This is a genomic window from Thermococcus alcaliphilus, assembly GCF_024054535.1.
Lineage (GTDB): Archaea > Methanobacteriota_B > Thermococci > Thermococcales > Thermococcaceae > Thermococcus_A > Thermococcus_A alcaliphilus.
In genome coordinates this window covers 1-25,531 of sequence record NZ_JAMXLV010000020.1, presented here as the reverse complement: position 1 = coordinate 25,531, position 25,531 = coordinate 1, and the positions used below count along the sequence as shown (strand labels likewise).

Annotated in this window: 24 protein-coding genes and 1 pseudogene; 14 read left to right on the top strand and 11 right to left on the bottom strand. The window is 43.3% G+C overall.

The annotated features are described in order from the left end of the window. Window positions 1-5 precede the first annotated feature (5 nt). On the top strand, window positions 6-2,666 hold the full coding sequence (locus NF859_RS04755; RefSeq protein WP_252743241.1) for a valine--tRNA ligase: 2,661 nt from the start codon (window positions 6-8) through the stop codon (window positions 2,664-2,666). 95 nt (window positions 2,667-2,761) lie between these two features. Here NF859_RS04755 and trm10 read toward each other — a convergent pair whose 3' ends face one another. The 4 genes from trm10 to NF859_RS04735 all read right to left on the bottom strand — a co-directional run bounded on the left by trm10 (window position 2,762) and on the right by NF859_RS04735 (window position 6,456). Further along, window positions 2,762-3,892 (bottom strand): tRNA (guanine(9)-/adenine(9)-N1)-methyltransferase, encoded by a 1,131-nt coding sequence (trm10, locus tag NF859_RS04750; protein ID WP_252743513.1) that lies wholly within the window; start codon window positions 3,890-3,892, stop codon window positions 2,762-2,764. Window positions 3,893-3,951: 59 nt separating this feature from the next. Further along, entirely contained in the window at window positions 3,952-4,968 is a 1,017-nt protein-coding gene (locus NF859_RS04745) for a hypothetical protein (protein WP_252743240.1), read from the bottom strand. Between the two features lie 64 nt (window positions 4,969-5,032). Next, window positions 5,033-5,911 (bottom strand): zinc metalloprotease HtpX, encoded by an 879-nt coding sequence (gene htpX, locus NF859_RS04740; protein ID WP_252743239.1) that lies wholly within the window; start codon window positions 5,909-5,911, stop codon window positions 5,033-5,035. Then, entirely contained in the window at window positions 5,902-6,456 is a 555-nt protein-coding gene (locus tag NF859_RS04735; protein WP_252743238.1) for an adenylate kinase family protein, read from the bottom strand. Before NF859_RS04735 ends, htpX begins: the two co-directional genes overlap by 10 nt. Window positions 6,457-6,592: 136 nt before the next feature. On the opposite strand from NF859_RS04735, the gene NF859_RS10640 reads away from it, so the two are divergent. After that, window positions 6,593-6,721 (top strand): hypothetical protein, encoded by a 129-nt coding sequence (locus NF859_RS10640; RefSeq protein WP_289846419.1) that lies wholly within the window; start codon window positions 6,593-6,595, stop codon window positions 6,719-6,721. Between the two features lies 1 nt (window position 6,722). Here NF859_RS10640 and NF859_RS04730 read toward each other — a convergent pair whose 3' ends face one another. After that, entirely contained in the window at window positions 6,723-7,940 is a 1,218-nt protein-coding gene (locus NF859_RS04730; RefSeq protein WP_004066821.1) for a methionine adenosyltransferase, read from the bottom strand. Window positions 7,941-8,279: 339 nt separating this feature from the next. On the opposite strand from NF859_RS04730, the gene NF859_RS04725 reads away from it, so the two are divergent. The 5 genes from NF859_RS04725 to NF859_RS04705 are packed head-to-tail and all read left to right on the top strand — an operon-like array spanning window position 8,280 to window position 10,837. Continuing rightward, window positions 8,280-8,900 (top strand): translin family protein, encoded by a 621-nt coding sequence (locus NF859_RS04725; protein ID WP_252743512.1) that lies wholly within the window; start codon window positions 8,280-8,282, stop codon window positions 8,898-8,900. Further along, window positions 8,890-9,450, top strand: a complete 561-nt coding sequence (locus NF859_RS04720; protein ID WP_252743237.1) for an endonuclease V — start codon at window positions 8,890-8,892, stop codon at window positions 9,448-9,450. Before NF859_RS04725 ends, NF859_RS04720 begins: the two co-directional genes overlap by 11 nt. Continuing rightward, window positions 9,437-10,072: a DUF120 domain-containing protein gene (locus NF859_RS04715; protein ID WP_252743236.1), complete on the top strand. Its 636-nt coding sequence runs from the start codon at window positions 9,437-9,439 to the stop codon at window positions 10,070-10,072. Before NF859_RS04720 ends, NF859_RS04715 begins: the two co-directional genes overlap by 14 nt. Then, entirely contained in the window at window positions 10,069-10,593 is a 525-nt protein-coding gene (locus NF859_RS04710; RefSeq protein WP_004066817.1) for a hypothetical protein, read from the top strand. Before NF859_RS04715 ends, NF859_RS04710 begins: the two co-directional genes overlap by 4 nt. Window positions 10,594-10,627: 34 nt before the next feature. After that, the gene (locus tag NF859_RS04705; protein WP_252743511.1) at window positions 10,628-10,837 is read left to right on the top strand and encodes a PRC-barrel domain-containing protein; all 210 of its coding nucleotides are present in this window, start codon (window positions 10,628-10,630) and stop codon (window positions 10,835-10,837) included. Here the strand turns inward: NF859_RS04705 and NF859_RS04700 are convergent. Then, on the bottom strand, window positions 10,834-12,297 hold the full coding sequence (locus tag NF859_RS04700) for a DHH family phosphoesterase (RefSeq protein WP_252743235.1): 1,464 nt from the start codon (window positions 12,295-12,297) through the stop codon (window positions 10,834-10,836). The genes NF859_RS04705 and NF859_RS04700 overlap by 4 nt on opposite strands. 73 nt (window positions 12,298-12,370) lie before the next feature. Here NF859_RS04700 and NF859_RS04695 point away from each other — a divergent pair, with 73 nt between their 5' ends. From NF859_RS04695 to topA, 3 genes are all read left to right on the top strand, one after another. After that, entirely contained in the window at window positions 12,371-14,041 is a 1,671-nt protein-coding gene (locus NF859_RS04695; RefSeq protein WP_493660862.1) for a DUF2226 domain-containing protein, read from the top strand. A gap of 158 nt (window positions 14,042-14,199) precedes the next feature. Beyond that, entirely contained in the window at window positions 14,200-15,066 is an 867-nt protein-coding gene (locus NF859_RS04690; protein ID WP_252743233.1) for a DMT family transporter, read from the top strand. Between the two features lie 243 nt (window positions 15,067-15,309). Beyond that, window positions 15,310-19,002, top strand: coding sequence for a DNA topoisomerase I (topA, locus tag NF859_RS04685; RefSeq protein WP_252743232.1), 3,693 nt, complete (start codon window positions 15,310-15,312; stop codon window positions 19,000-19,002). A 23-nt stretch (window positions 19,003-19,025) separates the two neighbouring features. Here topA and NF859_RS04680 read toward each other — a convergent pair whose 3' ends face one another. From NF859_RS04680 to surR, 3 genes are read right to left on the bottom strand one after another with little or no spacing between them, the layout of a single operon-like run. After that, window positions 19,026-20,207 carry a geranylgeranyl reductase family protein gene (locus tag NF859_RS04680; protein WP_252743231.1) on the bottom strand — a complete coding sequence of 394 codons (1,182 nt, stop codon included), beginning with the start codon at window positions 20,205-20,207 and terminating at the stop codon, window positions 19,026-19,028. Further along, on the bottom strand, window positions 20,204-20,407 hold the full coding sequence (locus NF859_RS04675; RefSeq protein ID WP_252743230.1) for a DUF362 domain-containing protein: 204 nt from the start codon (window positions 20,405-20,407) through the stop codon (window positions 20,204-20,206). The genes NF859_RS04680 and NF859_RS04675 overlap by 4 nt, the downstream gene beginning before the upstream one ends. A gap of 10 nt (window positions 20,408-20,417) precedes the next feature. Continuing rightward, a complete protein-coding gene (gene surR / locus NF859_RS04670) occupies window positions 20,418-21,110 on the bottom strand; it encodes a sulfur metabolism transcriptional regulator SurR (protein ID WP_252743229.1) in 693 nt (230 codons plus the stop codon). Between the two features lie 150 nt (window positions 21,111-21,260). Between surR and pdo the strand changes: the two genes are divergently transcribed. Both pdo and trmY read left to right on the top strand, forming a co-directional pair. Continuing rightward, on the top strand, window positions 21,261-21,935 hold the full coding sequence (gene pdo / locus NF859_RS04665) for a protein disulfide oxidoreductase (RefSeq protein WP_252743228.1): 675 nt from the start codon (window positions 21,261-21,263) through the stop codon (window positions 21,933-21,935). 43 nt (window positions 21,936-21,978) lie between these two features. Continuing rightward, entirely contained in the window at window positions 21,979-22,581 is a 603-nt protein-coding gene (gene trmY, locus NF859_RS04660) for a tRNA (pseudouridine(54)-N(1))-methyltransferase TrmY (RefSeq protein WP_252743227.1), read from the top strand. Here the strand turns inward: trmY and NF859_RS04655 are convergent. Continuing rightward, window positions 22,578-23,819, bottom strand: a complete 1,242-nt coding sequence (locus tag NF859_RS04655) for an amidohydrolase (protein ID WP_252743226.1) — start codon at window positions 23,817-23,819, stop codon at window positions 22,578-22,580. The genes trmY and NF859_RS04655 overlap by 4 nt on opposite strands. Window positions 23,820-23,852: 33 nt before the next feature. Between NF859_RS04655 and NF859_RS04650 the strand changes: the two genes are divergently transcribed. Then, window positions 23,853-24,005: a hypothetical protein gene (locus tag NF859_RS04650; RefSeq protein WP_252743225.1), complete on the top strand. Its 153-nt coding sequence runs from the start codon at window positions 23,853-23,855 to the stop codon at window positions 24,003-24,005. A gap of 64 nt (window positions 24,006-24,069) precedes the next feature. After that, window positions 24,070-25,362, top strand: coding sequence for an asparagine--tRNA ligase (asnS, locus tag NF859_RS04645; RefSeq protein ID WP_252743224.1), 1,293 nt, complete (start codon window positions 24,070-24,072; stop codon window positions 25,360-25,362). Window positions 25,363-25,397: 35 nt separating this feature from the next. Here asnS and NF859_RS04640 read toward each other — a convergent pair. After that, window positions 25,398-25,531, bottom strand: a pseudogene (locus NF859_RS04640) (IS6 family transposase); the annotation flags it as partial.

Here is a 25,531-nt window from a genome sequence, read left to right as displayed (position 1 = left end):
TAGAAATGCTCCCGAAGACCTACGATCCAAATGAGATAGAGCCAAAGTGGCAGAAGTTCTGGCTTGAGGAGAAAGTCTACAAATACGAGCTCGATGAAAAGAGGCCGGCTTATTCCATAGATACCCCACCACCGTTCACGAGTGGTACTCTGCACTTGGGCCACGTGCTGAGCCATACCTGGATTGACATCGTGGCAAGGTATAAGAGAATGAGAGGTTACAACGTCCTCTTCCCACAGGGATTTGATAACCATGGCCTTCCAACGGAGCTTAAAGTGGAGAAGGAGTTTGGAATAAGTAAGGATCAGCCAGAGGAGTTTCTCAAGAAGTGTATAGAGTGGACATGGCAGGCAATTGAGGCAATGAGAAATCAGTTCATTCGCATAGGTTACTCTGCAGATTGGGATTTGGAGTACCACACGATGGACGATGACTACAAAGCCTTGGTGCAGAAATCCCTCCTCGAGTTTTACAAGAAGGGTCTTCTTTACCAAGACAAGCACCCTGTTTACTGGTGCCCAAGGTGTAGAACTAGTTTGGCAAAGGCAGAGGTAGGCTACGTAGAGGAGGATGGTTACCTCTATTACATCAAGCTTCCTATCGCTGGAGAAGATGACTACATACCAATAGCCACTACAAGACCAGAACTCATGCCCGCTTGTGTAGCCGTATTCGTGCACCCTGAGGATGAGCGCTATAAAGATAAGGTTGGCAAGAAGGTAAAGCTCCCGATATTTGAGAGAGAAGTGCCCATATTAGCGGATGAGGATGTAGATCCAAACTTTGGTACAGGGGCTGTTTACAACTGTACTTACGGTGATGAGCAGGATGTAGTGTGGCAGAAGCGCTACAACTTGCCCGTGATTATAGCGATTGATGAAAACGGTAGAATGAACGAAAACGCTGGCAAATACAAGGGATTAACGGCTGAAGAAGCTAGGGAGGCAATAGCAAAAGACCTTGAAGAAATGGGTCTCCTGTATGACAAAAAGAAAGTACATCACCGTGTATTGAGGCATACGGAAAGAAGCTCATGTATGGCACCAATTGAGCTGTTGCCAAAGAAGCAGTGGTTCATCAAGGTGAAGGATTTCACAGATGATATAGTTAAAGTGGCAGAGCAGATTAAGTGGTATCCGGAGGACATGTTTCTAAGGCTCAAGGACTGGGCAGAGAGCATGGATTGGGATTGGGTAATAAGCAGGCAGAGAGTCTTTGGAACCCCAATCCCCTTCTGGGTCTGTAAGGACTGTGGCGAGATAATTCCCGCAAGAGAGGAAGACCTCCCAGTTGATCCGAGATTTGACAAGCCCCCTGTAGAAAAGTGTCCAAAGTGTGGAAGCACAAACCTGGAGGGTGTAAAAGACGTTCTCGACTGCTGGGTAGATTCGAGCATAACCCCCTTGGTCATAAGCAAGTGGCAAAGGGATGAAAAGTGGTTCAAGCACAACTTCCCGACTTCACTAAGACCACAGGGAACTGACATTATAAGGACATGGGCGTTCTACACCATCTTCAGAACTTATATGCTCACCGGGCAGAAACCTTGGCACGACATCCTTATCAACGGTATGGTGGCCGGACCAGATGGAAGAAAGATGAGCAAGAGCTATGGTAACGTTGTCTCACCAGAGGAAGTGATTCCAAAGTACGGAGCAGATGCCCTAAGGTTATGGACAGCTTTGGCACCTCCGGGAGAGGATCACCCCTTCAAGTGGGAGATCGTCGACTACAACTACCGCTTCCTCCAGAAGCTGTGGAACATCTTCCGCTTTGCCGAAAGACACATCAAGGACTTTGACTATGAGAAATACAAGGGCTTAGAGCTCGAACCTCTCGACAGGTGGATACTCTCAAGACTCCACCGCCTGATAAAGTTTGCTACAGAAGAGCTTGAAAAGTACCGCTTCAACCTTCTCACAAGAGAGCTTATGACCTTCGTATGGCACGAGGTGGCGGATGATTACATCGAGATGATAAAGCACCGCCTCTACGGGGAGGACGAGGAAAGCAAGCTCAAGGCTAAAGCTGCTTTATATGAGCTCCTATACAACATAACACTCTTACTCGCGCCTTTTGCTCCGCACATAACGGAGGAGCTCTATCAGGAGATGTTTAGGGATAAAGTTGGAGCTAAAAGTGTGCACCTCCTCAGCTGGCCCGCTTATAGGGAGGACAGAATAGACGAAGAAGCAGAAAAGCTTGGGAAGTTTGCCAGTGAAATAATTGGAGCAATGAGGAGATACAAGAACTCCCACGGCTTAGCTTTGAACGCCAAGCTTAAACACGTGGCGATCTATGTAACTGACAGCTATGAGATGCTGAAAGCCCTTGAAAAGGACATCGCCGGAACAATGAACATTGAAAAGCTCGAAATAATCAAAGGAGAGCCGGAGCTTGAGGAGAGGATTACAGAAATCAAGCCGAACTTCAAGACCGTTGGGCCAAAGTATGGAAAGCTCGTGCCAAAGATAACCGCTTACCTCAAAGAAAATGCAGAAGAGGTCTCAAGAGCACTTAAGGAACAAGGAAAAGTCGAGTTCGAAGTGGATGGGCAAAGGGTTGAGCTCGGCAAAGAGGATATCGTTATCAGAAAGGCAGTGTTCAGCGAAGGTGAAGAGGTAGAGACGGCAGTCGTTGGCGATGCTGTTATCCTCTTCTTCTGACACTTTTTATTTTAGGGTGCTTTTTGGAATTGTGGTACCGTAAGTTACTTACGGGGGCGTAAGTTATACGGTTTTCGGAAATAAAAATAAGTAGCTTAGCAGTTATAACAGAGCATCATAGCCCTTTTTAAAAGAACAACTCTATAGAGCTTGCCATTGATTAGCCTGGGAGTTGAGATCTTATTAAGATGCTGGATTCTCTTCCTTTCAAGGGCTACAAAGCCAAGCTCCCTCAAGACCTGAACGAAGTCTTCCCACCTTATATTGAGCCACTTTGAGTACTCATCAAAGAGCTCTTTTTCAACAACCAGAAACTTCTTTCCGTCTATCAAGAACCTCTTCTTGTGCTTTGGAAGCTCCTTTCTCAGCCTCCACTTTGCGTGGAGAGGCGATTGAACTTCTAAAACAGCATCGTCCATAGGTTTGTCCTCCACAACCATTTTGAGCAGGATTTCAAGGATGAGGTTTATCCTATCGGGAACACCAATTATGTCCCCTTTTAGTGAGATTTTTCTCCTCAAAACTTTTATGCCTCTCTTTTCGAGCTCCTCCCCTATTTTTGGAGTGGTTTTCTTCTTCGTTCCACCGGTATCGACGATTCCGCCGATTATAAAGGCACCCGCTGAGAAGTCCTCTTTGCTCAGGTCTTTCTCGGCCCACGGATCGAGAAGTACAACCTTTTCTATGCCTTTTTCGCGAAGGAACTCCCCCGTCGGCCCCTCGTAGGCAGTTACCTTATCTAACGGAAAGTTCGCCATTTCCTTGAACTCTTCGTTGACCCACGTAAGAGCCAAGCGTTCACCCCAAAAGTAATCTCTAATAACCCCGTAGCTTTGAGACGCCTGAAGAGCAACCTTCTTCTTTTCTTTTTCCGTGTGCTTCTCCCAGTGCATGAGGTCGATTATGAAATAAGGGTAGCTAAGCTGAGAAAGCTTTTCCTTGAGGTCTTTACCGGTAATTATGATTTCAAACTTTTCGAGATGAGAAGAGGTCAGAGGTATGTATGCAAAAAGCGCTCCTCTTGTGGGCTTCCCTTCCAAGTCCCATGCTATTGTAGTGGGCTCCCTTACTTTTACGATTACTCCTTTTTCCTCAAGAAGGGCTAGGGCAATTTCTTGGAGTGGTTTTTCTGAAGACCTTTTGGGGACTCTTCTAGAGAGGCTCCCGACTTTATCTATGCCCTTCTCCTTTAAAAGTTCCTTGAAAACGTCACTGAGCTTTTTCATGGTCATCGTTCTGAGCTGGGAAGAGAGTTTTTAAGGCTTTCTCTCGAAAAATTGAATAGCTATTCACTCCTTAGCACTACTGCCTGAACATACTCCCCAAAATCTTCTTTCACCTTTTGCAGAGTTTCTTCACTAAAGTCTGGAACGTAAACAAATATCAGCTGTTTTTTCTCCTCCCAGGGGTACCCTTTTCCTTCTGCAATTGCTAGGACTTCTTGATTAAGCCTCGTCTGGTTGTATCCATACCTTCTAAAAAGTTCCCAAGGATAAAGGTGGAGGTAAGGATTGCCAATGTCTTCAAGTGCCTCTCTTGGTGGAAGAGCAAAAAGAACCCTAATCCAGCCGTCTCTATAGATATACATCTCCTCTCTTTTTTCAGAGTCTTCATAAAGAACCCAAAGAGGCCTGTGGGAAAGGTCGAACGTATAGATGCCTGTTCTTTTTCCTTTCCAAGTATCTGCCAAAACAATCACCTGAACTCTTTGATAGTCTTTCAAAAACTTAATTTCAAACGATGGAAACGTGAGGTCTAAAGTGCACACAACGGATGCGGGATTGCACTTCCACAGCCTGAAGGTGAGCTTTAACTCGTTTCCCTCCTCTTCACATGAAAGCAGTTTGAGATAGTACATTCCGCTTGTTCCAAAGCTTGTGTATATTCTCACGTCCCCTTCAACGTCCTCCGCTCGGTTGTGGGTATAGTTTACGGGACAAAGAGGTTCCGGTTTTGTGAAATCCTCGTCGTATTCTCCCCGGACTTCTATTTTAACGGCCTCAAGAGGAATGCCTTGCTCTTCAATGGCTTTTATAAGGGCTTCTTTATCCCCATAGGGACTTATTGCAATGTGGATGTAGTTATCCCTTGCAATGCTGTCCTTTCCGAGCCATACTACACCGATCCCATAGCTTGAATTTGTGGCTAAGTGTTCAATTTTTGTTCTCCAGAGGTAGAGATCGTTTTCGTCCCACGTTTGAGAGTTATCCCTAGAATCATTCTTAAGTGTGCTAGCGTAATATGTCGAGAAAAGCAAGATTGTCGTGAGAACCAGTAACACCCATCGTTTCATGTTGATCATCAACAAAATCTACACTTTAAAAACATAAATCAATTTCGATGACTTCAAAGAAATTGGAAATAAATCAAAAGGCAATTCCCATCTCTTCCGCAATCTTCCTGAGCCTTTCGATTCTCTTCTGAGTTGGCGGGTGTGTTGAGAACAGCTCTGCAAAGCTAACTCCTCTGAATGGGTTTACTATGAACATATGGGCCGTTGCTGGGTTTCCGTCTTTGAGGGGTCTCATTGAAACTGCGTATTCAATTTTCTCTAGTGCTCTTGCTAGGGCCCATGGTTTTCCGCTTATTTTGGCTCCGGTTTCGTCTGCCAAGTACTCCCTCGCCCTGCTTATTGCCATTTGGATGAGCATTGCGGCTATTGGAGCTAAAACTATTAGCAGTATTGCTCCCAAGGCACTCCCTGCATCTCTATCCCTATCTCTTCCTCCAAATCCTCCGAGCCAGAGCATCCATCCGGCCCATCTTGCCACCATAATTATTGCTCCGGCCAATACTGCCGCTAGAGTTTGGATGAGTATGTCTCTATTCTTTATGTGGCTTATCTCGTGGGCTATTACTCCTTCCAGTTCATCCCTATTTAGGAGTCTCAACAGCCCCTGAGTGACTGCCACCACAGCATGCTTTGGATTTCTGCCGGTTGCAAAGGCGTTTGGTGTTTCAGTTGGCACTATTGCCACTTTTGGTGTGGGAATTCCTGCTTCCTGAGCGAGCCCCCTCACCATTTCGTAAAGCTCAGGGGCTTCGTCCTCTTCCAGTATTCTTGCCCTATACCATGTGAGAACGATTTTATCACTGTACCAGTAGCTGAAGAAGTTCATAACTAAAGCGAAGATAAAAGCAAAGAGCATTCCGGTCTCACTGCCTAAAACATAGCCTATGGCCATTAATAGGCCGGTAAGAAACGCCATTAGAATTCCCGTTCTAATCCACAGCCCTACACCCATTCGTCGTCACCTCCGAGTTTTAGGTAGGGAATTATTTCGTCATAGACTTTAGTCCAGTCAACAATACCGATTCTTCTTTTTATTCCCCTGTTGAGAAGGTCTAAAATCTCTTCTACTATTTCCTCCGGGGATTTGTCTGTGGTGTCGACCTCTATAATGTTCTCGTTCTCATCTATAGCCTCTAAAAGACACACGTCCACGAGCTCTGCCTCAACATTCTCTGCTATTTTCCCCTTGCTGTATCCTCTCTCCTTTAAACGTTCGCCTATTAGTTTCGGATGGGCGCGGAGGATTATAACCTGGTCGACTGGCATTAGATGGCTTAGGTGTCCGTCAAGCACCACATCTTTGCCTTTGAGCTTTCTCTCAACATAATACGCAAGTTCATCAATGCTGACCTCAAGTTCTTCCCCTCTCATCTCGCCCACACCGTGTTTTAAGGCAAACTCTCTGAGATCTACATAATCGTAACCTAATCTCTCAGCCAGAAGTTTTGCCACAGTTGTTTTTCCAACTCCGGGTGTCCCGCTCACGGCAATTATCATTCTCTCTCACCTCTATCTAATTTATTAACCCAAGGTTTTTAAAGATATGGTTTTTTACGTCTTTTGTCGATGTAAACTTAGGCATTAAGCGGAAGGTTTTTAAGGAAGAAAGACGTATACATTCTGGTGATTTCCTATGAGGGATGATAGGCTTTTGCAAAAGAAGCTTGAAATTATTAAGAAGCAAAAGGAAAAGCTATTGCTTGAAGAGGCTAGAATCTTGAGAATTCTTATGCAAGAAAAGATGAAAAAGAGCAGTAGTTAAATCAGAAGACGTTAATTTTGTCTTCCAATATCATTTTTTGGATTTTTGTTATGTTTGCAAGCCACTCATCCGCTATTTCATAGGCTTGTCTTTCGAACTGCTCCACTTTGTAGCCTGGCTTCGGAATTGCTTGGATGCTTGCCACGAGAGGTTCATCAATTGGCTTTCCTATCTGGCTTAGAATTCTCACGTAGACCTCTTGTACGCCTTCTATTTGCTCGGCAATGTCATTGGCTATTAAATTGGCAAGAATGTTGTAAATCTTACCTACGTGGCTGACTGGGTTCTTACCGGCTGCTGCCTCCATACTCATGTGCCTGTTTGGAGTAATTAAACCGTTTACTCTGTTTCCTCTGCCAACACTACCATCGTCTCCTGCTTCCGCTGAAGTTCCCGTGACGGTTATGTAGTAAATGTCTTTCTCCGGATCATCGGCGGTGTTAACGTAAATGTTGACCTTTCTGTCTGTGTATTGAGAAACGAGCTCTTTAACAGCACTGTATATTCCCTCCTTAACTTCCATGTACTCTTGTGGATTTTGAACTTCGCTGTCAACTATGGCAGCGGCAATGGTTAGGTCGATTTCATCGTCTTTCCTAAGCCCCATTACCTTGATGTCTTCTCCAACAGCAGGCCATTCTTTTTTGAACTTTTCGCTGTTGAGTAACCTCTCAGTTTCAAGGACTATCTTCTCAGTCTCACTTAATGGTGCATACCCTACGCCAAAGGAGGTGTCGTTTGCAAGGGGTATTGGGTTCTCCTTAACTTTGTTGAAAACACCAACCAGATCAACGCTTCCCTGCCCTATTCTCGAGTCAATAACTACGTGCTCTTCTACATCTAGGTGTCTAACTGCTTTCCTCAAGTACTCCTTAGCTGCTTTTATTGCAACTTCATGAACCGGAAACATCTCCTTATCAACAAACTCAACGGCTCTACCAGAAAGGAGGATATATATTGGCTTTATTACCTCTCCGCCACCGAACCTTGGATAAGCCCTTCCACCTACAACTTCAACCTGGTCTGTGTTGTGATGAAGAATAATTCCATATCTCTTTATATACTCCCTTGAGAGCGCCCTGCTGATGGCTTCCGCTATTCCATCGGCTATGCTGTCTGGGTGTCCTATTCCCTTCCTTTCTACAAGCTCTACCTTCTGCATCTCAACGGGAGTCCTCACGAGCTCTTCAACAATGATGTTCCTCCTCTTTTCAACCATGATCATCACCTCAAATGAATTCTTACGTGCATAGTCTGAAGGTGCCTTTATATATTTTTCGGCATGATATTGGGGTCAATATATAACTGACAGTTATTAAGAGGAGAAAAATTAAAATTTCACCAGTGGAATATTATAACGGCATCCGGCACGCCCGGTAGCCCGACCGGAGGAGCGTCTGGGCAGCTGTGAATCTGGGGGACGATGCCGGGCGCACAGGGCTTGGCCTCCGGGGCCGCTTGAGGTTGCCGAAAGGCTAACGATGAGGGCGGTAGGATAAGCCAAGCCCACATACGAAGGTTTTTATTCCAAATAATCAAAATTTCTCTGGTGATAAGGGTGAACATTTCTGAAATAATAGAAGAGATAAGAGAAGTTCTCGACAAAAAGGATGAGCTGAGAGAGGAAGCACTCAAGCTTACCAGAGAAATCGTAAGGGTGAGCGGAGACTCAATAAAAGCCCTACATAGGGGAGAGATAGAGACTGCAAAGGAGAGACTGGAAAAAGCCGAAGAGCTCGTTAAAAAACTAAAAGAGAAGCTTAAAGGCCATGAGGATCTTTACTTTACAGGTTACGTTCAGAGCGCACATCAAGAGTATGTTGAGGCATTACTTTTCTACTGCTATCTCCTTGGAAAAGAGTTTCCATCTCCGAGAGAGATTGGAATTCCTGAGGCAGACTATGCCCTTGGAATTGGAGACTTCATTGGAGAGCTAAGGAGATATTTTCTAACTCTCCTGCTAAAGGGGAACTTAGAAAAGGCTCAGGAAGTTTACACTTTCATGGAAAAGGTTTACGATGAACTTGTTACTCTCGAGTATCCAAAGGGTCTCGTAAACATAAGGCAGAAGCAAGATCAAGCAAGATACATTCTGGAAAGGACCCTTGAAGACTTAACTAGGGCAAAGATCAACAAAGACTTAGAAAAGAAGCTTGAGGAGTGGAGAAATGAACTTTAAAAAGATTGCAGAAATTCAAAGAAAGCTGAGCAGAAAAATCGTAGAAAAGCCGTTGGATATCTCAGAGGTTAAGAGGATTGCTGCAGTTGACGTATCATATAAGGGCAACCACGCGAGAGGAGCTTTTGTTTTATGCTCTTTCCCTTCCTGCGAGGTGGTAAAAACAAAAGTTATCGAAACGGAGGTAAATTTTCCCTACATCCCCACCTACTTTTTCTTGAGAGAAACAAGACCAATTTTGCTGCTGATAAAGGGTGAAGAGTTTGATGTCCTTCTCGTGGAGGGGCACGGAAAGGCACATCCGAGGGGATACGGCTTGGCTTCACATATAGGTCTGCTTATCAACAAACCCACGATAGGAGTTGCAAAACGTCCTTTGCATGGTACAAAGGATTTCGTGAAGGTGGGAAAAGCTTATGTAAGTGTTGGTAATTTAATTGACCTTGACTCTGCGAAGAAGATTGTTGAGATAATTAACGAAAACGGCTATCCTAAGCCCCTGAGAATTGCGGATAAACTCTCCAAGGGTGCTGGAAATGGAAGAAATTAAACTGCTCATTTCCCTTGCCAGGAAAGGTGCTATTGGGGATAAAGTTAAAATTACCTTAAGGGAACTTTCAAAGGAGGTAGGGATTTCTCCCCAGTCCGTAATGAGAAAGCTCGAGAATATGGAAAAAATGGGCTATCTAAAGCGAGAGGTTTCTGGAAAGAAAACTTTTGTAGAGGTAACTCCCGATGGATTGAGGCTTCTTGAAGAGATATTTGACGAGATCGGAAAGATCTTGTACGGGAAATATATCTTGGGAGAAGTTGTTTCCGGGATTGGAGAGGGAAGATATTATGTGGAGCAGTACAAAGATAGAATAAAGGAGTATCTCGGCTTCACTCCTTATCCAGGGACTCTAAATCTTCTGATAATCTTCCCAAAGACGATTTACGATGCCCTCTACAATGTGGAACCCATAATAATCCCTGGTTTCACCAAAGGAGGTAGAACTTTTGGAGATGTAAAGGCTTACAAAGTTAGGATAAATGGAATCGAAGGAGCAATAGTTGTTCCTTCCAGAACAATACATCCCCCAAGAGTCGCAGAGATAATAGCCCCCGTATGCCTTAGGGAGAAGCTTAATCTAAAGGACGGCTCAAAAGTTAAAGTGGAGGTAGTAAAGTGAAGGAGAAGATCCTTTCCTCTCTGGGGTATGGTGGCCTTGGAGTGACTCTAAGCTTTTTACTGATAGTCCTCTTTTATCCTCCCTACACTGCGATGGATACCCTTATCCCAATTTACATTGCTGGGTTATTTCTAGGCGGAAGTTTTGGGGTTCTCAAAGGAAAAGTAAGAGCAAGTGGATATGCTTTTCTTGTGGGATTTTTCTTAACCCTCATCCTTTATATCCTCTGGCTTAAAGTGGAGTTTTCCATGCTTTACTCTTTCTCCCTTTTGGTGGCTGTTGTGTTTGTTATGGGGCTTGTTTCTGCAGAAAGCACACTTGATGTGTCCATAGTTCCTTTTGCTTATTTCGGTGGATTCATACTCGCAAATTTACTTTTCATGAACTCCAAAATCTCGGAAATTGAAGGATCGGCAATAAGCATTGTGCTGGTAGGAGTTGCAGGAACTGTTATTGCAACTGTAGTCATTTTCCTCAAATCTTTCCTTGAAAACACTGCAAGGATGAGTAAGAAAATTTAAAAGGAAAAACTTCCAATTTCAAATGGTGAGCGATATGGTAATGAGGCTGTCAAAGCTTTATGGGAAGCAGATATACAACACCAAAGGATATTACATCGGTTACGTTGATGAGGTATTGATAGAGATCGACAAAGGAGAGGGAAGAATACTAGCGCTTGGACTCCCGGGAGAAAAAGTTGGAATCCCCTATGAAAGGGTAACCGCAATTGGGGACATAATATTAATAGAAGCTAAGAAAGACTAGCTCTCTTTGGCATTCAATGCCTCTAAGAATTTCTCTGTTATTGCTTCTTCTACCAATTTTAAGAGGGAATCCTTGTCCTTAGCGAGTTTGAATATCCCCAATGGAATTCTCGCTCCCCCTGATTGCGGATGCCCTCCACCGCTACCTATGTCTCCAAAAGCCTCCTTTAGAACCTTGCCAACGTTTACTCTCACATCTCTTGTTCTGGCAGAGATTTCAATCCTATCATCGACTATTCCAAAGACTAAAACGGTATTAACTCCCTCTAGCCTAAGTAAAAAGTCTGCAGACTCAGGGATAGCGTCTCTGTTGGTTATAAAGCCCACGTTTGAGATAACGATGTTCTTGTACATTTTTCTGTTCAGGATTGCCCTAGCTAGGACCTCTGCAGTTTCAGTTGAGATGTCTGGAGATTCTATCTTTTCCAAGATGTCATAATCAACTTTCCCTGCCAAAAAGGCTAGTGCTTCAAGATCGGTATGGTTAAGCTTTGAGAACTTCTTTGTGTCTATGTAGATGCCATAGAAAAGGCTGGTGCCGAGCAATTCATTGACCTCTATGTTGAGATGTTTTAAGTATTCCACCATTATCGAGGATGTGGCATTTACTTCCGGCCTAATATCAAAAAATGCATTCTTGGGAAGCCTTTCTTCTAGATTTTGGAGAAGCTGATGGTGATCAACGAGTATCTCTATTTTCTTAAGATCTTCATCGTCTAAAATGCTCAAATTTCCATTTGGCTGGCAATCCACTAACGCTATGGCGGAATATCTTTTAATTTCATAAGAACCCGGAGAAACCTTCCTCATATCCAGCCCGAGAAGGTTTACGAAAGCTCTGTTCTCATGGTGTGTTATCTCTCCTCCATAAACAATAGTCGCCTTTAGCCCCATGTTTTGGGCTATGACCTGGAGAGCAGCAGCGCTAGCCATGGCATCCGGATCGGGATTATCGTGCATGACTATTAAGAGTGAATCCGTCTTTTGTTTTATTTCTGAAAGCTTCTTGGCAAGTAAAACGGCGTTTTTCCTTTTTCCAATATCTTCTACCATTTCAACAATTGCCTTGATCACTGCTTCTCTTGGAGAAATTGCATAATCTATTTTGACTTCATTTTCAAATTCTTCCTTTATTTGAGATGCCAGCTCTTCAGCGGTTATATCATCAGGTAGAAGAACTAAAATCGGCACTTCTGGGTTGTTGTTTTTAATTGTCTGTATTGTTCTCTTTATCTTGCTTATGTCCATTGTGGTTATTATTACAAGGTCAGTTTTATCAATGCCTGCCTTCAACAAAGATGCGGTATATGAGAAATCACCTTGAATAACGTGAAATCCACTTTCACTGAGAGACTTCGCTCTAATATCATCTTGCTCGACAATAACAATGTCAAATTCACCTTTAAGCACTTGTGCAATGCTTCTTCCTATTGTTCCTCCACCGAGTATTAATACTCTCATGGTGCTCACCTTATAAGGACAATAATGCTTAAATATATGCTCAGATGGACTTTAATTGTAGTGGCTTCCAAATATCACACCACTGGAAGAGAACATCGTATGCACCAAAAAACAAGAACTGCTTGATTTAATCTACAATGCTTTCTCCAATCAGGAGTTTAGTGGACTATTTCTGAAGATGTTCACAAAAGATGAAAAAGAAAAATACTACGCCACGATTTTGCTGGACAGAAAAAAACTTCTAGCAGCTCAAATAGACCTCCTAAACTCCAAGAAAAAGTTAATCGGAAGCGATAGCATTGAAACTCTGAAGAGAATAATAGACTATCCTCTCGTAGTAGACTTGTACGGGCTTGATGAGATATCCTTGAAGCTTTCAATAACTGACAACTTGGAAATCTACAATTTAACTCCGAAAGTTGAGCTTGAAAAAATATTCGGAGAGAACAAAATCGAAAGTGCCGAGGTACTAGAAAAAGAGAAATTGCTAGAGAAAGCCCTTGAGAGAAAAAAAGAGGAAGCAAAAACAGAACCTCAAGTGAAGGTACAAGAGGTGGCTAAAAAAGAGGTCCCTCCAAAAAAGGAGGAGAAACCCCTTGAGAAAGCCCCCAAAATTGAAAAGAAACCCAGTGCCCCAGAAATTGAGGTTAAAGTGGTAGGAGGGGAGATCTTCAAGCCGGTTCTTCAAGAATATGCCGAAGAGATTCTAAAGGAGATAAAAAGCTTAAATGGAGTTTCTGTAGAGAGAGTTGGAATAACTGGGGAAGTGGGCTCTGGAGTAATTTACCTTCACGTAAACATCCATGGAACAAGCGAGAAGGACAAGAGCTCAAGGGAAATCTTAGAGAGAAGGGTATTATACTTCGTCAACAAGCACCTTCCGATAATCTGGAGAAAAGCCGGACTTAAGCCAATCTTAAGCAACGCTCAGGCAAAAATAACTGCCCCTGGAGAGTCAGAAGAAGAGAAAGAAGAGAAAAAGGAGGTTGTCATCCCACGCAAGGTTGAAAGCAACATAATAGTGGAAGCACATGAGAGCGTCAAGCCTTACTTTTCTGCTTACGCCAGAGTACTCTTCAAGGATATTCAAAGTGCAGGCATTGATATTGATAAGATGCTCCTGGACATAAAGGGAAGAAGTGAGCATGAAATTAACCTGACGCTCTGGGGAAAAGCTTCGGGAGTTAGTAAAGAAGAAGCAGAGAGGATTGTTAATAGAATTCTAAGGACTCACGCAAGAGAAATCGGAAAGGCGTTGAACAAATATGTGACCGTCCACAGAGTGGAGCTTTATCTAGAAGAGGAAGAAGTTTCAAGTAAGGCCAAGCAAATAATGAGCAAAAAAGAAGAGCTAGAAAAAGAGATAGAAAAGCTCCTTAAAGAAGCTGGAGTGGAGGAACTCTCTTACATAACTGAAGAGAAGAAGAAAGAAGCTGAAGAGGCCTTGTTAAAGAACAAAGTAGAACCGGCAATAGAAGACTTGAGGAAGAGACTGCAAAGAGAATTCACAGAGCTTCCAAATTCAATATTTAGGTGGATGAACCTTGATTGGGAGTTTAAAGATGGAACAGTACTTGTTGATCTTGAAGCAAGTTTTGACAAAAGGAGCACACTGCTAGGAATTGTCTCCGACGAAAGGGTACGTGAAGATATCACGAGAACCCTAGAAAAAGTAACAAAAGAAGTATCGGCAGAACAGAACATCCCAATAAAGCTCAGAAACACCGAAATTAGGATCAGATGAGATCAGCACTCAAGATCGTCATCATAGCAACGCTCAGATTTGCCGAGATCATCACTACTTTATTTTTAATATCCGAGAGTTTTTAAGCCCTATGGTGTGGGAGTTAAGATAATTTTCGAAACGTTAAGTTTTTAAATTAAGTGGTCTCTCTTCTCAACATGAACACCTTACTCGGAGCATTACTCGCACTGATTTCGGCATTTGGATGGGGAACTGCTTCAGTTCTAGTGAAAATTGGAATGAGAAACAAAAGTGCAGTCACCGTTAATATAGTTAGGCTCTACATTACGGCACTTTTTTACGCTTGTTTGTTCTTGTTCACTGGAAACTATGCCGAGATATTATCTCTCAATTGGCGGGTTCTCGTGATCGCGTTTATCTCTGGACAGTTTGGCTTTGTTATAGGTGATTACTTCTACTTCAGTGCTCTCAGGTTGATGGGAGTATCAAGAACAGTCCCAATAACCTCCTCTTATCCCCTTTGGACTATATTATGGGCCTGGTTGTTTTTAGGTAGAAGCGTAAATGCCCAGATAATTGTTGGAGCATTCCTCGTATTTTTGGCAATTGTCATCGTCAGAAAGGGAGAGATTGAAGAGCACCTAGATGGCAAGGGGTTTGTATTCGCCCTTTTAGCACCCATTTCATGGAGTATTGCAATAACACTGCTCGATTTTCTTTCTTCACAAGTTTCTCCTCTCTCTTTAGCTGGTATTAGAATGATATTCGCCGCATTTGGAATTAGTGCATTCCTGCCTAAATATTCTGAGGAACTTAGGGAAATTACGCGGAGGGAAGTTGCAATACTCTCGGGAGCAGCTTTACTTGGATTGATAATTGGGCAATACGCATTCGTTAAATCTGTAAGCCTAGTCGGCTCCCAAATCTCTGCCCCAGTAAGTGCTGTAAATCCCATTATATCTTCTCTTCTTGCGATAGCAGTTCTAAAAGAGCCGCCAAACGCCAAGATAATCCTAGGATTAGTATTAGCCGTTGCTGGTGTAATCTTAATAACAACAGCGTAAAGAATTTAACCTTCCATTCATATCTTAGAATGCCGACAGCGAGGGGACAATTAGTCTCCTCGCATGGGCTCGGTCAAACCCGCCTCCGCAAGGTATCGGGCTCTATGAGCGGAGCGTGCTCACGCCGAGCCCACAGGGCCGGTGCATCCACCCGCGCGAAAAGTGAACGCGGGCCTCTGTTGCCGGCCCACAACTTCCAAAAAATTCTTATACCACCCCTCTAAAGGAATTGAGAGGGATATCATGACTACGCTCATAATTGCAGAGAAGCCCAATGTAGCCAGAAAAATAGCCTATGCACTTGCCGAAAAGAAACCAATAAGGAAGACCATCGGTAAAGTTCCCTACTATGAGCTGACAAGGGATGGGAAAAAGATAATAGTTGCTCCAGCTGTTGGACACCTCTTCTCTCTCGCTCCGAAGGAGAAAACTTACGGCTACCCGGTTTTTGATATAGAATGGGTCCCCGTTTATGTTGCGGAAAAGGGAAAAAGCTACGCTAAGGATTACATAAAAGCCCTTAGGGAGCTTGCAAAGAGAGCGGATGAGTTTGTCGTTGCGTGTGACTACGATACCGAAGGTGAGGTAATAGGGTATACGGCATTAAAATATGCCTGCGGCGTTGATCCTTCAAAAGCCAAGAGAATGAAGTTTTCCGCACTCACAAAAAAAGATCTGCTAAGAGCATGGTATAACCTAGAGCCGACGATTAACTTTGGAATGGCAGATGCAGGAATAGCAAGGCATGTACTTGACTGGTACTGGGGAGTGAACCTCTCTAGAGCATTGAGCTCGGCTATAAGAAAAGCCAGCGGCAAGTGGATAGTTTTAAGCACGGGCAGGGTTCAAGGGCCGACGTTGAAGTTCTTGGTTGAAAGGGAGAGGGAAATAGCAAATTTCGTCCCCACGCCGTACTGGGTCATAAAAATGATTCTCGAAAAAAACGGCCAACAGTACACAGCCGTCTACGAGAAAGACCGTATTTTTAATGAGGAAGAGGCCAAGAAAATCGTTGAAGAGGCTAAAAAAGGATCTGCATTTGTAGAGAAAGTGGAGATAAAACAGCAGCAGAGAAATCCTCCTCATCCCTTTGACCTTGGGACACTCCAAAGAGAAGCTTACTCTGCCTTCGGCTACAGCCCAAAGAAGACACTCGACATAGCACAAAGCTTGTATGAAAAGGGCTATTGTCTACATCCTGATTCTCTAATACCAACTCCCCAAGGAATTAAGAGAATAAGGGAGCTACCCAAAGAAGGAGAGGTTTTTGCCCTTGATTTTGATCTAAAACTATCAAAAGCTGGTTATAAGCTTTTGGAGAGGGACGCGGATGAACCAATGTACAAGGTCACACTAACTGACAGGACGGAACTATATCTCACCGCAGATCATCCAGTGCTAGTGTATAGGGAGGATAAGCTTATGTTTGTTCCAGCTGAAGAACTAAGAGGGGATGACCAAGTTGTTCTTCTTATAAATAGGGACAAACCTCCCGAGAATGAGGAACCTCCAACACTTTTGGACTTCCTCCTTGAAAACGCTGTCTCCATGAAGGACTACATAATCTACGACCGAGAATTTGGGGAGATTATAAAGAAAAGAGTAAAAAGTGCAAGCTTGAAAACAGAAATCCTGTGGAAATTCGAAATAAAAGAACCAACATACTATAAATATCTGCGAGGCAAAATGCCGGTTCCACTTGTTAAGTTCTTACTACAGAGAGGTATCATCTCTGATTCTGAACTAAGGAGGACATTTAAAGGGTTCTCTTATAGCACAGCTACCACTCCGATTACCTTTGAATTTAGTGAGGACTTTTGGTACTTATTTGGTCTTGTAGTAGGTGACGGTCATTTGAACAGAAGAGGAGAGATAACAATCTCTGCAAAAGAAAGAACAAAGGATACAATAGAAGCCGTTAAAAGTGTTACAAACTCCTTGGGACTATCCTTCACGTTCAATCCCAAATACCTCATAATTGCAATCAATAACAAGTCGTTAACAAGACTTCTTGAGCTGCTTGGCTGTCCCTATGGAAACAAAACAGAAATTTTCAGAATTCCTGGGATAATAATGGCAAAACCTGAATGGGTGGCAGCATTTTTAGCAGGTTATTATGACGCTGACTCCCACATTGGTACAAAGCAAACTGGAAGCAAAAAATCCCTCTCCCCTCAGATAGTTCTTACCTCTAAAAACCGAGAAGCGATATACACAGTTAAACTGATGTGGCAGTTTCTTGGAGTCGGTACATATCTCTGGGAAAAGAAAGATAAGAATGGTAGCGTTATAGCTTATGAGCTTAAAATATATTCACGTGATGCTCAAAGGTTTTATGAGATAATGAAAGATCGCTTGAGGATCAAAAGACGCGATTTGGAGAGTGTTAAAGATACCGCTATTAGGGAAAGAAAACCCTATTCACACCACTATAGCCTCATTAAGGTAAAAAGCTGGGAAGGAAAAATACTATCAACCAACGCCTTATGGAAGAATTTTGATATGTCAAACCAAACCGCCCACGGTAGAAGAATCAGCCTCGACAAGCTTCGAAATATTGTAAGATACTTAATCGATCAAGATCTCCGCAGAATAGCAACCGGAGACGTTTATATACTCGGAATAAAATCCATTGAGAAGTTCCACTACCGAGGCAAGGTTTATGATCTTGTCGTTGATACATACCATAACTTCATCGCTAATGGTGTTGTAGTTCACAATTGTTCCTATCCAAGAACCTCGTCCCAAAAGCTTCCAAAAAACTTGAACTATGAATCGATTATCCATAACCTTGCCAAAATTCCGGATTACAAGCCCCATGCTCATGAACTTTTGGGTAAAGGAGTTTTAAAACCCGTAGAAGGCAAAAAAGATGATCCTGCTCATCCGGCAATATATCCCACCGGTGAGCTACCTAAACCTGGAGATCTAAGCAAAGATGAGCAAAATCTTTACGATTTGATAGTTAGGAGATTCCTAGCTGCATTCGCTGATCCTGCCGTAAGAGAGAGTATGAAGGTAATCATAAACTCAAACAACCACCGCTTTATCCTCAGTGGTTCGAGAACAGTTAAAGAGGGATGGCTGAAGATTTACGGTAAGTATGTTAAATTTGATGAAGTTCTGCTTCCAAAGTTCGAGAAAGGAGAGAGAGTCAAAGTTATTCAGATAAAGAGGGAGAAGAAGAAAACCAAACCTCCGGCAAGGTATTCTCCAGCAAGCGTTATCAAAAAAATGGAAGACCTAGGCATTGGAACTAAGGCCACAAGGGCTCAAATCCTAGAAACTCTCTATTCGAGGGGATACATAGAGGGCAAGAAAAAGATAAAGGTGACCCCTCTTGGTATGAAGGTGATAGAAGCCTTGGAAAACAACGTCCCTGATATAGTAAGTGTTGAACTAACGAGAGAGTTCGAAGAAAAAATGGAACAGATAATGCAGAAGAAAATAAGCAAGGAGAAGGTCATTGAGGAGTCTAAGGAAGCCTTAGTAAGAATTCTAAAGGAGTTCAAAAAGAAAGAGGGAGAAATAGGGAGAAAACTTCTGGAAACGTTTGTAGAGAGCCAGAAAAACAAAAAGAATAAGAAAAGCGCCGATACAAAAGAACTAACTGCCGAAGAAGAAGAGAGCATCAAAAAATCTGTTGAAAAGAGAAGATCTATGGACACTATAATAGTGGGGAAGTGTCCTAAATGCGGCGGCGACTTAGTGGTGAGATATAACAGGAAAACAGGAAAAAGATTTGTGGGCTGCTCCAATTGGCCTAACTGTGACGTTACTTATCCCCTTCTCCAAAGGGGCGAGATAATTCCAACGGGAAAAACATGTCCTGAGTGCGGAAATGCCCCAATAGTGAAGATCAAGGAACGCAACAGGGAATACGAGGTATGCCTTGATATGAACTGCTACAAAAATCGGAGAAAAGGTAAAAGTTAGAAGTTATAACTTAAAAGTTAGAATCATAGGAGTTCCTTGAGGAGTGCTATCCTTCTTTTGCTCATGAGCACTTTTGGATGTTTAAGGAGGGCTTTTATGACCTCTACGTAATCTCCACCCGCGATTTTCTCCGCATCTGCCCCGCTTAGCACTTGAATAAATACATCCAGATCTTCATCAGTTAATTTTTCCACGGCTTTTCTGATTTTAAGAACTCTCTCCAATCTTCTACCGTCTTTTTCCCACCATTCTCTTGTGTAGTTCTTTAGAAGCTCGAGATTCTCCTCTTCAAGCGCCTTTACTATCCACTTGCTTGCTATTGTTCCTGCTTCCATAGCCTCTGCCATTCCACCGCCATGCATGGGGTTTACCTGTCTAGCGGCATCTCCTACAACGACCACGTTGTCTTTAGCGAGTTCTTTTACAAATCCTCCTACGGGAACAACACCTACGTTTATTTCAAGGAGCTTCTTTGCTGGAATGTTGTTTTCTTCGAGCCACTTGTCGAGGTAGTATTTAGCTGTCCTTGGATTATCGGAGTTTATACCTATTCCAACGTTAGCTCTGTCCTCATCTTTCGGAAAGACCCATACGTAGCCTCTCGGTGCAATTTCGTTTCCAAACCACAGATGGATCATATCCGGATCAAATCCCTCGATGAGCATTTCGTACTCATATGCGGAGTCAAACTCGTGGGGAGGAGCGTATGTATTAATACCCGCTTTTCTTGCTATGGTGCTTTCAACACCATCCGCTGCCACAATGACGTCAGCGTATATCTCAAGAAGCTCGCCTTCGTGTTTTGCTTTTATACCTTTTATAACCCCATTTTCCCTAATAACGTCGAGAGCTTCAGTTCTGGCGAGTACATCGGCTCCAGCCCTTGCGGCATAAAAAGCCAGCATTTTATCAAATACCTTTCTTTCCAAAATAACCCCGCTCACTTTGTCGTACCTTATTTCAAGCTCGTAACCGCTGGGAGAATACAGTTTTGCCCCATAAATCTCACGGTTTATGAATCTCTTATCATATGGAATATCGTACTTCTCGAAAACGTTTATGTTGATTCCCTCGGCACACTGCTTTGGAGCTCCTATGGCAGGCTTTTTATCTATGAGAAGAACGGAGTACCCTTCTTTAGCAACGTTTCTAGCGACTATTGGGCCCGCAATTCCTGCCCCGACAACAACAACATCGTATCTCATAGCTCTCCCTCCAGAGGCTCAGCGCTTAAAGCTCCCACAGGACACGCGTTTATACAAATCCTGCAAGAAATACACTTATCTTGGAAGAACTCCCATTTTGAAGAGGACACCCTTATCGCAAGGGCTGGACAAACACCAGCACAACCACCGCAAAGGTAGCATCTATCTTCGTTCACGAGGATCCTGATTTTCTCTGGCATAGCAACCCCCTCACTTTGCTTCTTTTTTCCTGAGCTCTTCCTCATCAATTTCTATGAGGTTTTCTTTTATGTTTAACGGTATTACCCTTGAGAGTTCTTCGGCCTTTTCCTTAATTTCCCTCTCTTTGAGATTCAAAACATCGCTTAACTGCTCAACTGTTGCTTTTTTATAGAGAAGCAGGTAGTGGAGTATAGCAAGCTGGGTCATGTCGCCGATTTCTTTCAAATACCTCTCTTTGATGTTCTTCATGAGATTGTTTCTGTAGCTCTCAATAGTTTTCAAAGCCTCTACTATCTGATCCAACTTTTTGTTTGCATCTATAAAAGCTGTTACCATAGAATGTAAGCTTTTTGGGGATTTGTTAAGTTCATCAAGCCTGATTTCAAATCTTTCAAATCTCTCTGGAGAATCTAAATCCAAGCTTTTATACCAGAATATATTGGGTGTGACAGTTACAAGAAACGTTTTTGAAACGGCTATGGAGTAGTATTTCCTTGTAGGTCCAATAAACCCTTCCTCTTTTTCATAGGACTTCAAAACTCCTTCTCTTTCCATTATTTTCAGGTGTTTTGAAACAGCAGTGGAGGAAACGTTAACCTTGCTGCTGAGCAGGCTGAAGTAGCATTCGGTACATGTCAAGTGGCTGAGTAAGTCCCTCCTCACCTTGTTCCCTAAGATGTAAAATATATCTGGTTCAGACATGTTGCCCACCTACCCAAATCTGTATCGTAAAGTTTATATACCGTCATCCTAACCTTTGGTTGAAAACTCTAAATTTGTAAAGTTTCCGTAGATATGTTGCATCCAAAGGTTAAAAAGCTTTAGTTTGAAACTGATTGGAGGTGTATGGAGATGGCGCTTATTAGTGATGGGGACAAGAAAATAATTAAAGAGGAGTTCTTTTCAAAGCTCGTTAATCCGGTTAAGATTATAGTCTTCACAGGGAGAGAGCACTGCCAATATTGTGACCAATTGAAACAGCTTGTTGAAGAAATTAGCGAGCTTAGCGACCTTATAAGCTATGAAGTGCATGATTTTGACAGTGAAAAGGAGCTTGCCGAGAAGTACAGAATCGATAAAGCCCCAGTAACCATAATAACCCAAGATGGGAAAGACTTTGGAGTTAGGTACTTTGGCCTTCCAGCAGGGCATGAATTTGGAGCATTCTTAGAGGATATTGTTGACGTTTCAAAAGGCGAAACCGACCTCATGGAGGACACTAAAGAGGCAGTAAGGAACATTGACCAAGACGTTGAAATATACGTCTTTGTAACCCCAACCTGCCCCTACTGTCCAATGGCCGTTAGAATGGCACACAAGTTTGCAATTGAGAACTCACTTGCAGGAAAAGGTAAAATCCTTGGAGACATGATTGAGGCAATAGAATTCCCCGAGTGGGCCGACCAGTACAGCGTCATGGCAGTTCCAAAGGTCGTTATAAGGGTCAACGGCGAGGACAAGGTTTCATTCGAAGGTGCTTACCCAGAAAAAATGTTCCTCGAAAAGCTTCTCCAAGCTTTAGAGTGAACCTTTTTAACCCTTCTTTTCTTCTTGCATTCAGGTGTCCGTCGTGAGGACTTTCATAATAAAGGCCAACAAGGCCCATACAAGAGCGGATTTTAGCCTGAAAGACCTTCCGGGAACGAGTGGGAGGATTGATTTACTTTGCAGGTCTTTAAATTCAGCATTTCTTCTTTCCCATGGGTTTAGGAAGAACGTTAGAGTGTGGCTCAACCTCAACGGGCCCCCCGATCCCCCAAAGACCATCAGATTTGAGGGGAGTGAAATCAAGCCTAAGACAATAAATCCCGACGAAATAAGCCTTGCGAAGATAATCATAAAAGCCCTAAAAGTTGGCGAGGGCATAAAAGAGCCTGCAAAGGAATATCCCGTCCTTCCAGGGGTTTATGTGAGCAATCTAAGGTTTGAAGACATCATAAGGAGAACCATTAAGAATTCAGCCCTCTACTACCTTCACGAAGAAGGGAAGCCGATTAAGAGAGTAAACTTCAAAGGCAACGTTGCCTTTGTTCTTGGAGATCACGAAGGGTTAGCAAGAGAGGATGAAGCTTTTCTTGAAGGAATAGCGGAAAAAGTTAGTGTAGGAAGGAAGAGCTATCTAACATCGCATGTAATAGCTTACGTCAATATCTTCCTTGACAACGTTCTTTAGTCGTTGAGCAACCTCTCAATCTCCTCTGTTTTTAGGAATCTTCCTTGATCGTATATCAGCTCTCCTCCCACAAATACCTTCTCCACATCGCTCCCCTTTGCCGAGTAGACAATGTGCGAAAGCACGTTTTCTCTTGGCAAGAAATGGAGCTTCTTTGTGTTTATCAGAACCAAGTCCGCTAAGTAGCCTTCCTTTATGAGGCCGGCTTTTAGTCCCAGTGCTTCAGCCCCTCCAACGGTTGCCCAGTAAAATACTTCCTTCGCAGTTGGCTTTGTGGGGTCTTTTCTCTTCACCTTGTTGAGTATTGCCGCAAACTTCATTTCGAGTATCATGTCAAGGGAGTTGTTTGACACGGCACAGTCATTTCCGAGGGCAATTCTTCCACCGAGCTTCCACAGGTCTATTATAGGGGCAATTTCCCCTTCGAGCTTTGCCAAACTCGTGGGACAGTGGACAAGGGTTGCATCGCTCTCTGCATAAATTTTAACCTCGTCTTTTGAAAAATAAACACCATGAACCCCTATGAAGTTCTTTCCCAGCATTTCCAACTCCTTTAGATATTCAACCGGTGGCATCTTTTCCCTTCTCTTGACCCGAAGGACTTCTTCTCTGCTTTGAGAGACATGCATATGAATCAATGCATTTTCTTTCTCTGCAACCTCTTTGACTTCCGCTAGCAACTCTCTTGAAACGGTGTCCGTTGCATGGGGGGCAAGCGTTGCTCTCACAAGAGCGCTTTTTTTCCATCCTTTGAAGAACTTAAACCCCAGTTCAGGCTCCGCTATGGGCATCTCAACAAGATCCATCATTGTCTGCCCGATAAAAGCCCTAACGCCCAGCTTTTCAGCAGCTTCCGCTATTTTCCATGCAAAAAAGTAGTGGTCGTTTATTACGGTTGAACCGTTTGCTACTGCCTCGGCAATCCCTATTAATGCCCATTTGTAGATTTCCTCCTCAGTCCATTCCTTTTCCATTGGCCATATTACTTCTTTAAGCCACCTGTCGAGGGGCATGTCATCGCCAAATCCCCTAAATTTACTCATTGCAACGTGAGTATGAGCATTGACAAGCCCAGGCATGAGAAGATACCCACTTCCCCCAAAGGTCTCATCCACGTCAAATTCGTTAAGCTTTTCACGGGGGACAATTCCGATTATTTTGTCTTCCTCTATAAGAACGGCAACGTTCTTTTTAATCCCCTCAACATCGAGGGCATAATCGGCCACGATGGCTTTCACTCTTACCACCTCCCTGTGGGGATTAACTTTATGATGCTTGAGTTATTTAAACCCTATGGCAAAATGGCAAAGAAAGAGGCGAAGGATTTAAATATTCATCTGCATTCTAGGGATGTGATAACCATGCCTGTGGTATTTGAGGTTAAAGGCAAAAGGTTCCTTGCAAAATTTCTCTGGAATAATTGACTCTTCTGGGATAGATTAATAAAGCCAAGGTTAAAAACTCAAGCAAGATTGGAGGTGTTTTATGATGATCGAGAAGGTTTATTGTGCAGATGTAAAGCCTAAAATGGAAGGAGAAAGGGTAAGGCTTGCTGGATGGGTCTATAGAAAGAGAGAAGTAGGTAAGAAGGTTTTTATAGTACTTAGGGATTCAAGCGGCATAATACAAACAGTCTTCACAAAAGAACTTAGCGAAGAGGCTTATACTAAAGCAAAACAGGTTGGAATAGAGTCAAGCGTCATAATCGAGGGAACCGTTAAAGTTGATCCAAGGGCCCCAACTGGAGTGGAGATTCAGGCGGATAAGATAGAGATCATTCAAAACGTTGAGTTCTTCCCGATAACGAAAGACGCAAGTGACGAGTTTCTTTTAGATGTGAGACATCTCCACCTTCACTCACCTAAGGTAGCCGATATCATGAAAGTTAAAGGTACATTAATGCAGGCAGCAAGGGAGTGGCTCCTTCAAGATGGATGGTATGAGGTGTTCCCCCCAATTTTAGTCACAGGCGCAGTTGAGGGTGGTTCAACTCTTTTCAAGCTGAAGTACTTTGATAGAGAAGCATACCTAAGCCAGTCAGCCCAGCTTTACCTCGAGGCAGCAATATTCGGACTTGAGAAGGTGTGGAGCTTAACTCCAAGCTTTAGGGCGGAAAAGAGCAGAACAAGAAGGCACCTCACCGAGTACTGGCATCTTGAGCTTGAGGCAGCATGGATGGATTTATGGGATATAATGAAGGTTGAGGAGGAGCTCGTAAGCTATATGGTCCAGCGCACTCTAGAACTCAGAAAAAAGGAGATTGAAAGGTTTAGGAAGGATCTCACAACCCTTAAAAACACAGAGCCCCCGTTCCCAAGGATAAGCTATGACGAGGCTATAGATATCCTCCAGAGCAAAGGGGTTAAGATAGAATGGGGCGAGGATATGGGAGCAGATGAGGAGAGAGTTTTAACCGAAGAATTCGACAGGCCTTTCTTTGTTTACGGCTACCCCAAACACATTAAAGCATTCTACATGAAGGAAGATCCCGAAGATCCAAGAAAGGCCTTAGCTGCTGATATGCTTGCTCCCGAAGGATACGGTGAGATCATTGGTGGAAGCCAGAGGGAGGATGACTACAACAAGCTTGTGCAGAGAATACTTGAGGAGGGAATGGATCCCAAGAACTACGAGTGGTACCTCGACCTTAGGAAGTATGGGAGTGTCCCGCACAGTGGTTTTGGACTTGGGTTGGAGAGGCTCGTTACATGGGTGCTAAAGCTCGACCACATCAGATGGGCAACGCTCTTCCCGAGAACACCCTCAAGAATTTATCCATAAAGGCTCTCTTTCCTTTTAAATTTCCAAAGATACTGTTAGGATAACTGGGGTATCACCTCCTGAAGCCATTCAGTAACATCACCCGGAGGTCCACCAAACCTAGAATGAATTCTGACAAAATTATACCAAAAAGCAAACAGAAAAACAAACCTATGAACTCTTTTCCAGT

What these genes read in the sequence shown, in the direction of transcription:
- topA (WP_252743232.1), top strand. Translation starts at nt 15,310, where the DNA reads ATGACTACGCTCATAATTGCAGAGAAGCCCAATGTAGCCAGAAAAATA.
- asnS (WP_252743224.1), top strand. Translation starts at nt 24,070, where the DNA reads ATGATCGAGAAGGTTTATTGTGCAGATGTAAAGCCTAAAATGGAAGGA.
- trm10 (WP_252743513.1), bottom strand. Translation starts at nt 3,892, where the DNA reads ATGAAAAAGCTCAGTGACGTTTTCAAGGAACTTTTAAAGGAGAAGGGC.
- NF859_RS04705 (WP_252743511.1), top strand. Translation starts at nt 10,628, where the DNA reads ATGGTAATGAGGCTGTCAAAGCTTTATGGGAAGCAGATATACAACACC.
- htpX (WP_252743239.1), bottom strand. Translation starts at nt 5,911, where the DNA reads ATGGGTGTAGGGCTGTGGATTAGAACGGGAATTCTAATGGCGTTTCTT.
- NF859_RS04730 (WP_004066821.1), bottom strand. Translation starts at nt 7,940, where the DNA reads ATGGTTGAAAAGAGGAGGAACATCATTGTTGAAGAGCTCGTGAGGACT.
- NF859_RS04745 (WP_252743240.1), bottom strand. Translation starts at nt 4,968, where the DNA reads ATGATCAACATGAAACGATGGGTGTTACTGGTTCTCACGACAATCTTG.
- NF859_RS04680 (WP_252743231.1), bottom strand. Translation starts at nt 20,207, where the DNA reads ATGAGATACGATGTTGTTGTTGTCGGGGCAGGAATTGCGGGCCCAATA.
- NF859_RS04735 (WP_252743238.1), bottom strand. Translation starts at nt 6,456, where the DNA reads ATGATAATTGCCGTGAGCGGGACACCCGGAGTTGGAAAAACAACTGTG.
- NF859_RS04755 (WP_252743241.1), top strand. Translation starts at nt 6, where the DNA reads ATGCTCCCGAAGACCTACGATCCAAATGAGATAGAGCCAAAGTGGCAG.
- NF859_RS10640 (WP_289846419.1), top strand. Translation starts at nt 6,593, where the DNA reads ATGAGGGATGATAGGCTTTTGCAAAAGAAGCTTGAAATTATTAAGAAG.
- NF859_RS04700 (WP_252743235.1), bottom strand. Translation starts at nt 12,297, where the DNA reads ATGAGAGTATTAATACTCGGTGGAGGAACAATAGGAAGAAGCATTGCA.
- NF859_RS04715 (WP_252743236.1), top strand. Translation starts at nt 9,437, where the DNA reads ATGGAAGAAATTAAACTGCTCATTTCCCTTGCCAGGAAAGGTGCTATT.
- NF859_RS04720 (WP_252743237.1), top strand. Translation starts at nt 8,890, where the DNA reads ATGAACTTTAAAAAGATTGCAGAAATTCAAAGAAAGCTGAGCAGAAAA.
- NF859_RS04690 (WP_252743233.1), top strand. Translation starts at nt 14,200, where the DNA reads ATGAACACCTTACTCGGAGCATTACTCGCACTGATTTCGGCATTTGGA.
- surR (WP_252743229.1), bottom strand. Translation starts at nt 21,110, where the DNA reads ATGTCTGAACCAGATATATTTTACATCTTAGGGAACAAGGTGAGGAGG.
- NF859_RS04650 (WP_252743225.1), top strand. Translation starts at nt 23,853, where the DNA reads ATGCTTGAGTTATTTAAACCCTATGGCAAAATGGCAAAGAAAGAGGCG.
- pdo (WP_252743228.1), top strand. Translation starts at nt 21,261, where the DNA reads ATGGCGCTTATTAGTGATGGGGACAAGAAAATAATTAAAGAGGAGTTC.
- NF859_RS04675 (WP_252743230.1), bottom strand. Translation starts at nt 20,407, where the DNA reads ATGCCAGAGAAAATCAGGATCCTCGTGAACGAAGATAGATGCTACCTT.